The 7,461-nt window shown below is 72.1% G+C and carries 7 protein-coding genes and 1 pseudogene; 5 read left to right on the top strand and 3 right to left on the bottom strand.

Features of this window, described 5'->3' with window-relative positions; all coding sequences use genetic code 11:
- A pseudogene (locus tag ACFV6I_RS35145) lies at positions 1-521 on the bottom strand (hypothetical protein); the annotation flags it as partial.
- A gap of 256 nt (positions 522-777) precedes the next feature.
- Between ACFV6I_RS35145 and ACFV6I_RS35150 the strand changes: the two are divergent.
- Positions 778-1,785: a hypothetical protein gene (locus tag ACFV6I_RS35150; protein ID WP_380335174.1), complete on the top strand. Its 1,008-nt coding sequence runs from the start codon at positions 778-780 to the stop codon at positions 1,783-1,785.
- A gap of 85 nt (positions 1,786-1,870) precedes the next feature.
- On the opposite strand, the gene ACFV6I_RS35155 is transcribed toward ACFV6I_RS35150, so the two are convergent.
- Positions 1,871-2,461, bottom strand: coding sequence for an isochorismatase family protein (locus ACFV6I_RS35155; RefSeq protein WP_380335172.1), 591 nt, complete (start codon positions 2,459-2,461; stop codon positions 1,871-1,873).
- 277 nt (positions 2,462-2,738) lie between these two features.
- Positions 2,739-4,055: a nicotinate phosphoribosyltransferase gene (locus ACFV6I_RS35160; protein ID WP_079135851.1), complete on the bottom strand. Its 1,317-nt coding sequence runs from the start codon at positions 4,053-4,055 to the stop codon at positions 2,739-2,741.
- Positions 4,056-4,196: 141 nt separating this feature from the next.
- Here ACFV6I_RS35160 and clpS point away from each other — a divergent pair, with 141 nt between their 5' ends.
- The 4 genes from clpS to ACFV6I_RS35180 all read left to right on the top strand — a co-directional run bounded on the left by clpS (position 4,197) and on the right by ACFV6I_RS35180 (position 7,327).
- Complete coding sequence (gene clpS / locus ACFV6I_RS35165) at positions 4,197-4,490, top strand: ATP-dependent Clp protease adapter ClpS (RefSeq protein WP_063351371.1); 294 nt, start codon at positions 4,197-4,199, stop codon at positions 4,488-4,490.
- Between the two features lie 102 nt (positions 4,491-4,592).
- Positions 4,593-5,165: a DUF2017 domain-containing protein gene (locus tag ACFV6I_RS35170; RefSeq protein WP_363370280.1), complete on the top strand. Its 573-nt coding sequence runs from the start codon at positions 4,593-4,595 to the stop codon at positions 5,163-5,165.
- 187 nt (positions 5,166-5,352) lie between these two features.
- Positions 5,353-6,795: an amino acid permease gene (locus tag ACFV6I_RS35175; RefSeq protein WP_063349210.1), complete on the top strand. Its 1,443-nt coding sequence runs from the start codon at positions 5,353-5,355 to the stop codon at positions 6,793-6,795.
- 100 nt (positions 6,796-6,895) lie between these two features.
- Complete coding sequence (locus ACFV6I_RS35180) at positions 6,896-7,327, top strand: Mov34/MPN/PAD-1 family protein (RefSeq protein WP_063349211.1); 432 nt, start codon at positions 6,896-6,898, stop codon at positions 7,325-7,327.
- Positions 7,328-7,461: the final 134 nt, after the last annotated feature.

Here is a 7,461-nt window from a genome sequence, read left to right on the forward strand (position 1 = left end):
GGCATGTCTCCGCCCCCCCGCGCGGCGCGTGGGGCGGCGCGGGGGCCGCCGCCCCCCGCCCCCCCCCCCGCGGCTCCGGCGGCGGCTTCCTCGCGTTCGCACCGGTGTGCGGCGCCGGCGGGGTGCCCGGTGGAGTGCCCGGTGGTGGGGTGCCCGGTGGTGGCGGGGTGTCCGCCGGCGGTTCGTCGGCGGCGGCCGAGCGCGGTGCGGGCGGCGTGTTCCTCGGCCGCCTGTCTCGCGGCCAGGTAGGCCTGGACGGCGGCCATGCCGTAGACCGGTTGGATGAGCTGGTGGCCTTTGAAGAAGGGTCTGGCCGGGGCGAACCCGGCGGCGACCACGAGGTCGCGGATCTCGGCTATCTCGGCCTCGCTGCGGGCGGTGAAGCGGACCTCCCAGCCCTTCTTGTACGTATGGCCCTGTTCGCCGCTGCGGCGGGCCGGGTCCGGGCGGCGGACGTATCCGGGCAGACGGCCAAGGCGGAGCTGGGCCGCGCGGAGGCCGGCGGTCTCGTCACGTGACATGACGCAAGCCTAGGCAATTCCCGGGGCGGGTTTGACGCCTGGAGGGTCTCCCGGCGTATGCCTTTGGTCACTCTGGGTCAGGCGGCCTGGTGGGCGATCGTTTTCGATCAGATATGACAACCTGACGACCGTCAATTACTCCGATTGAGTGAGGGTATGGGGACTTTAGTGCGAGCTGATCCCGGTTTCGCGACGGTTGGGTAACAGTGCGTCAGGTGGCCGGTGGCGGGTCGGGGCGGTTGGGGATGGTGTCCGCATGAGCTACCGGATTCCCACGCCGCCGCCGTCCCTGGAGGAGCTGGCGAAGCGTCAACAGAACGTCGTCACCGCGAGCCAGTTGCGCGCCCGGGGCGTGCCGGCCCGGGTCATCACCGAGCACTGCCGTAGCGGCGGGCCCTGGCGGCGGCTGCTGCCCCGGGTGTACCTGCTGCAGTCCGACGGGCCGACCCCGGAGCAGCGGATGTGGGCCGCCCTGCTGTACGCGGCGCAGAACGGTCGTGAGGAGGGTCGTCGCGAGGGCGCGGTGATCACCGGTGCGGCCGCGCTCGCGCTGTACGGCTTCGCCGCGGTGCCCCGGCTGCCGGCGGTGATCGGGGTGGACGTCCTGGTGCCCCGCCAGCGCCGGCTGAAGGACGCCGGGGAGGTGCGGATCCTGCGTACCGAACGGGAGTTGGTGGCCCGCTCGGTGCACGGCCTGGCCTGCGCACCGGTCGCCCGGGCGGTCGCGGACGCGCTGTGCGAGTGGACCGTGGAGGAGGGTGGCGCCCCGATGCCGGTGCGGGAGGTGCTGCGCGAAGCCGTCTCTCGGCCAGACGGCCCGTGCACCGTACGGGAGTTGGCTTCCGAGCTGACCGAGTCCGGGCTGACCGGCGAGCCCCGGGTGCGCGCCGCCCTGGACGAACTGCTCGCCGGTGAGCGGGACTTCGTCCTGGACCGGGTCGGCGAACTGGTGGACGAGTGCCTGCTGCCCGCACCGCTGGTCGGCCCCGAGCTGCGGATGCGCGGCGGCACGTACATCGCCGTCCCGGACCTCTACTGGCCGGAGCAGGGCGTCGCCGTGGAGGTGGACTCGGACCTGCGCTGCGTCAGCGAGGGCGAGGCCGCCTGGGTGCGCGGCGGCCAGCACCGGATGGAGTACCTGGGGATCCGGGTGGTGTACGTCTCCGGCGCCCGGCTCGCGGCCGACCGGGACGCGGTCGGCGCCGAACTGCGCGAGGCCCACCGGGTGGGCGGTTCGGACGTGGTGGAGTTGATGGTCGGTTAGCTCGGGATCGGATCCATCCGCACCCGGAGCCGTGGCTACCCCCGAGCCGCACCCGGAGCCGTGGCTACCCGAACCGGAGTCGGAGCTACCCCCGAACCACCGGGGCGCCGACCAACTCGACCCCGGCGGCCCGCAGTTCGGCGAGCGCGGCGGTGGTGGTCGCCGGCGCGACCCCGGCGGTGAGGTCGAGCAGGACGCGGGTGGTGAAGCCGGCCCGGGCGGCGTCCAGGGCGGTGGCCCGGACGCAGTGGTCGGTGGCGATGCCGACCACGTCGATCTCGTCGACCTGCCGTTCGCGCAGCCACTCCACCAGGCCGCGGTTGTTCTCGTCCAGCCCCTCGAAACCGCTGTACGCCGCCGAGTAGGCGCCCTTGTCGAAGACCGCCTCGACCGCGCCGGAGATGACGGAGGGGGCGAAGTTGGGGTGGAAGCCCACGCCTTCGGTGCCGGCCACGCAGTGCACCGGCCAGCTGGTGACGTAGTCGGGCTCGGTGGAGAAGTGGTCGCCCGGGTCGATGTGGTGGTCGCGGGTGGCGAGGATGTGCTGGTAGCCGGGGGAGGACTCGACGATCAGGTCGGTGATGGCGGCGGCCACCTCGGCGCCGCCGGCGACGGCCAGGCTGCCGCCCTCGCAGAAGTCGTTCTGCACGTCGACGACGATCAGTGCCCGGTGCATGGCTCGCATCCTCGGATGTGGGGGGCGGCCGTGGTGGCGCGCCGGTGGGGGGAGCCCTCGGGAGTACTCGGCCCGCGGCGGGGCTCGGGGGTTCTCGGGGAGCTCCGGGGGAACTCTACGGTTGACTCTAGGGAGTGGCGTGCGGGGGCGGAAGGCCTGGGGCGGACCCCGGGCCGGCGCCCGGCGCGAACCGCCGAACCGCCGGACCGCCGGACCGGCGAACCCGGCGGACGACCCCGGGCCGGCGCTCGGTCCGCGCCGGTCGGCCGGGGCGGGGTCAGAGCACGAGTTCGGTCGGCAGGACCGGGTCGCCCTTGGAGAGCTGGGTGGCCGACAGCGGCAGTGCGGCCCGGGCCCGGATGTGCCGTTCGCGCGCGGCGGTGAGCGGTTCGCGGCCGACGGCCTGGCCGGCCCGCACCAGCGGCACCTGCATCAGGTGCGGCTCAAGGTCGGCGGGGACCGCTCCGGTGCCGACCACCTCGGCCTCGGCGACGCCGTCGGCGTCGGGCCGGCGGGCGGCCCACTTGCGGCCGCCGATGCTGGTCTTGCCGCCGGCCGCGCGCTTGGCCACCGGCACCAGCGGTCCGTCCGCGCTCTCGGCGCGGGCGACCAGCTTGTAGACCATCGCGCAGGTCGGGTGGCCGCTGCCGGTGACCAGGCTGGTGCCGACGCCGTAGCCGTCCACCGGGGCGGCGGCGAGTGCGGCGATGGCGTACTCGTCGAGGTCGGAGGTGACGATGATCCGGGTCTTCGTGGCGCCGAGGTCGTCCAGCTGGCGGCGGACCCGGTGGGCCAGCAGGGTGAGGTCGCCGGAGTCGATCCGGACGGCGCCCAGTTCGGGGCCGGCCACCTCGACGGCGGTGCGGACGGCCTCGCGCAGGTCGAAGGTGTCGACCAGCAGCGTGGTGCCCTTGCCCATGGAGGCGATCTGCGCGCGGAAGGCGTCCCGCTCGCTGTCGTGGACGAGGGTGAAGGCGTGGGCGGCGGTGCCGGTGGTCGGGATGCCGTGGGTGAAGCCGGCCTCCAGGTCGGAGGTGGCGGCGAAGCCGGCCACGTACGCGGCCCGGGCGGCGGCGACGGCGGCCTGCTCGTGGGCGCGCCGGGCGCCCATCTCGATCACCGGGCGGCCGCCGGCGGAGGCGGTCATCCGGGAGGCGGCGGCCGCGATCGCGGAGTCGTGGTTGAGGATTGAGAGGATCACCGTCTCCAGGATCACCGCCTCGGCGAAGCTGCCCTCGACGGTGAGCAGCGGCGAGCCGGGGAAGTAGACCTCGCCCTCGGGGTAGCCGTGGATGTCGCCGGCGAAGCGGTAGTCGGCGAGGTAGCGCAGGGTGTCGTCGTCGACCACGCCCTGGCCGGCCAGCCAGTCGAGCTGCGGGGTGGTGAAGCGGAAGTCCTCGATGGCGTCGAGCACCCGGCCGGTGCCGGCCATGACGCCGTAGCGGCGGCCGCTGGGCAGGCGGCGGGTGAACACCTCGAACACGGAGCGGCGGTGCGCGGCCCCGCTGCGCAGGGCGGCCTGCAGCATGGTGAGCTCGTAGCGGTCGGTGAGGAGCGCGGTCGAACCGGCCGCGCGCACTGAAGTGGCGTCCATGCGGATGATGCTACTACCACTTAGCGTCAGAGTGACGATTTCTCGTGCTGAGAGCCGGTCCGGAATCGCCCGGGGGTCCCCCGGATGGCAGCATGGGGCTGAAGAGGCGTGGACGGACTGCGCAGCGAGGAGGACCCGGCGGTGAGTGTCGCGCCCGTGGAGATCGAGCGCCCGGAGGTCGAAGGACTACCGGTGGTGGAGCCGGACACGCCTTGGGTGACCATCGTGCACAACGACCCGGTGAACCTGATGAGCTACGTCCAGTACGTCTTCCAGGCCTACTTCGGCTACCCGAAGGACAAGGCCAGGAAGCTGATGATGGAGGTGCACACCAAGGGCCGGACGGTGGTCTCCAGCGGCTCCCGCGAGGAGATGGAACGCGACGTCCAGGCGATGCACGGCTACGGCCTCTGGGCGACGCTGCAGCACGACTGACCGCAGCACGACCGACCGCAGCGCGGCGGCCGCGGCGCGAGTTGCCGCGGCCGCGGAGCCGGTACCCCACCCGAGACGACGAAGACGGGCTGACCGATAGACATGGCTGGGTTGTTCGAGAGTGCCGGCGGCGGGAGCGCGACGATCGCGCTGGACGAGCTGGAGGCCTCCATCCTGCGCTCCCTGGAGGTGGGGATCCTGCAGTTGATCGGGCCCGGCCCGGGCGGGGATGGCGGCGATCCGCTGGCCGCGCTGTTCGCCGAGGGCCCGACCGAGGCGCCGGCCAACCCGATGCTCGCCCGGCTCTTCCCGGACGCCTACGGCGACCCGGCCGGGCCGGAGGACCAGGAGAGCCGGGCCGCCTCGGGCGAGTTCCGCCGCTACACCGAGGTGGACCTGCGGACCCGCAAGCGCGAGGACGCCCTGCACGTCGTCCGGATGCTCGACCGGCTCGGCGGCGAGGGCGGGGTGCTCAAGCTGGACCCCGCCGACGGCCTGCGCTGGCTGGGCGCGCTCAACGACCTGCGGCTGACCCTGGGCGTCCAGCTGGAGGTCAGCGAGGACGACGAGGAGCTCTACGAGCTGCCGGACGAGGACGACCGCAAGCCGCTGGTGATGGCGTACGTCTGGCTGGGGGCGCTCCAGGAGACGCTCCTGGAGGCGATCGCGGACTGATCCTGCCCGCTTCCGGGCAGGCCCCGGTCGATTCGTCCAATATGTGGACGGATGGCCGGGGCATTTCTCTTTAAATCGGGCAAACCCTAGCAGGTCATGCTCAAATAACGCTCAGATGAACACCGCTATCCGAACCCTGCGTGGTACGACTTCTCCACCCCACGAGACCCACCCAGGACGGTGCACCATGGCCGAGCAGCTGTACGACGACGTGGTCGACGCGAAACCGGACGAGGAGGGCTATCACCGGGGGCTGGGAAGCCGCCAGATCCAGATGATCGCGATCGGCGGTGCCATCGGCACCGGCCTCTTCCTCGGCGCGGGAACCGCGATCTCCCGGTCCGGCCCGAGCCTGATCCTCTCCTACGCCGTCGCCGGCGTGGCGATCTTCGTGATCATGCGCGCCCTCGGCGAACTCCTCACCTACCGCCCGGTCTCCGGCAGCTTCGCCGAGTACGCACGCGAGTTCCTCGGCCCCTTCGCCGGCTACGTGACCGGCTGGACGTACTGGCTGTTCTGGGTGGTCACCGGCATGGCGGAGACCACCGCCGCCGCCGTGTACGTGAGGTTCTGGGCGCCCGACATCCCGCAGTGGGCCAGTGCGCTGACCTTCCTGGTGATCCTCTACGCGGCCAACCTGATCTCGGTGAAGCTGTTCGGCGAGATCGAGTTCTGGTTCTCGATGGTCAAGGTCACCGCCATCATCGGCATGATCCTGATCGGCATCGGGGTGCTCACCCTCGGCTTCAGCAAGGCCGGTGACACCGCGTCGATCACCCACCTGTGGCAGGACGGCGGCTTCTTCCCCAAGGGCATCGGCGCCACCGTGATGACGCTGCAGATCGTCATGTTCGCCTACCTGGGCGTCGAACTCGTCGGCGTCACCGCCGGGGAGAGCGAGAACCCCGAGAAGACCCTGCCGCGCGCCATCAACACCCTGCCCTGGCGCATCATGCTGTTCTACATCGGCGCGCTGGTGATCATCCTCTCGCTCGTGCCGTGGACCGAGTTCCAGCCCGGCGTCAGCCCGTTCGTGGCCGCCTTCGGCAAGATCGGCATCCCGGCCGCGGCCGGCATCATCAACTTCGTGGTGCTCACCGCCGCGCTCTCCTCCTGCAACTCCGGCATGTACTCCACCGGCCGCATGCTGCGCGACCTCGCCCTGCGCGGCCAGGCCCCGGGGCAGCTCACCAAGCTCAACTCCCACCGCACCCCGGCCTTCGCGATCACCCTCTCCTGCCTGCTGATGGGCGTCGGCGTGGTGCTCAACTACCTCGTCCCGGCCAAGGCGTTCGAGTACATCACCTCCGTCGCCACCGTCTGCGGCCTGTGGACCTGGGCGATGATCCTGATCTGCCAGATCCGCTACCGCAAGGCCTGGCGGGCCGGCCACCTGCCGCCGCCCACCTTCAAGGCGCCCGGCGGCGTCTGGACCAGCTGGACCGCGCTCGCCTTCCTCGCCCTGGTCGTGGTGCTGATCGCGTTCGACTCGGTCAACCGGATCTCGCTGTACGTCTTCCCGGGCTGGGCCGTCCTGCTGGTGATCGGCTACCAGGTGCTCAAGCGCCGCAACCCGAGGGCCGCCCACGGCGTCGCCCACGACCACCTGCACGTGCGCAACGGCGGCTGAACCGCCGACGCCGGGCCGCCACGCCCAGGTGGCGGACACCCGGTGACCGCGCTCCGGACGCCCCGGCGGACACCCGCCGGGGCGTGGCTATCCTGACCGCATGCTGACCATCACCCGAGAACTCCGCGACCGGATCGTGGCCCACGCCCGCGCCGACCACCCGGACGAGGCCTGCGGCGTGGTCGCCGGACCGGCCGGCAGCGGACGGCCCGAACGGTTCATCCCGATGCTCAACGCGGCCCGCTCGCCCACCTTCTACGAGTTCGACTCGGGCGACCTGCTCAAGCTCTACCGCGAGATGGACGACCGCGACGAGGAGCCGGTGATCGTCTACCACTCGCACACCGCCACCGAGGCCTACCCCTCGCGCACCGACGTGAGCTACGCCTCCGAGCCGTTCGCCCACTACGTCCTGGTCTCCACCGCCGACGGCAACGGCGAGGACGACCCGTTCCAGTTCCGCTCGTTCCGCATCGTGGACGGCGAGATCACAGAGGAAGACGTCCAGGTCGTCGAGGCCCACCCGGCCTGACCAGCACCCACCTGGGCGCGGCCCGCCGACCGCCCCCCAGCGGGGGGGGGGGGCGGGGGGGGGCAGGCCGAGGAAAGGGTGGATACGGCTCACGCGGCGGGCGAGGTGGTGGGGGGCCGGGAAACTATAAGATG

It is taken from the genome of Kitasatospora sp. NPDC059803, assembly GCF_042732255.1.
Classification (GTDB): Bacteria; Actinomycetota; Actinomycetes; order Streptomycetales; family Streptomycetaceae; genus Kitasatospora.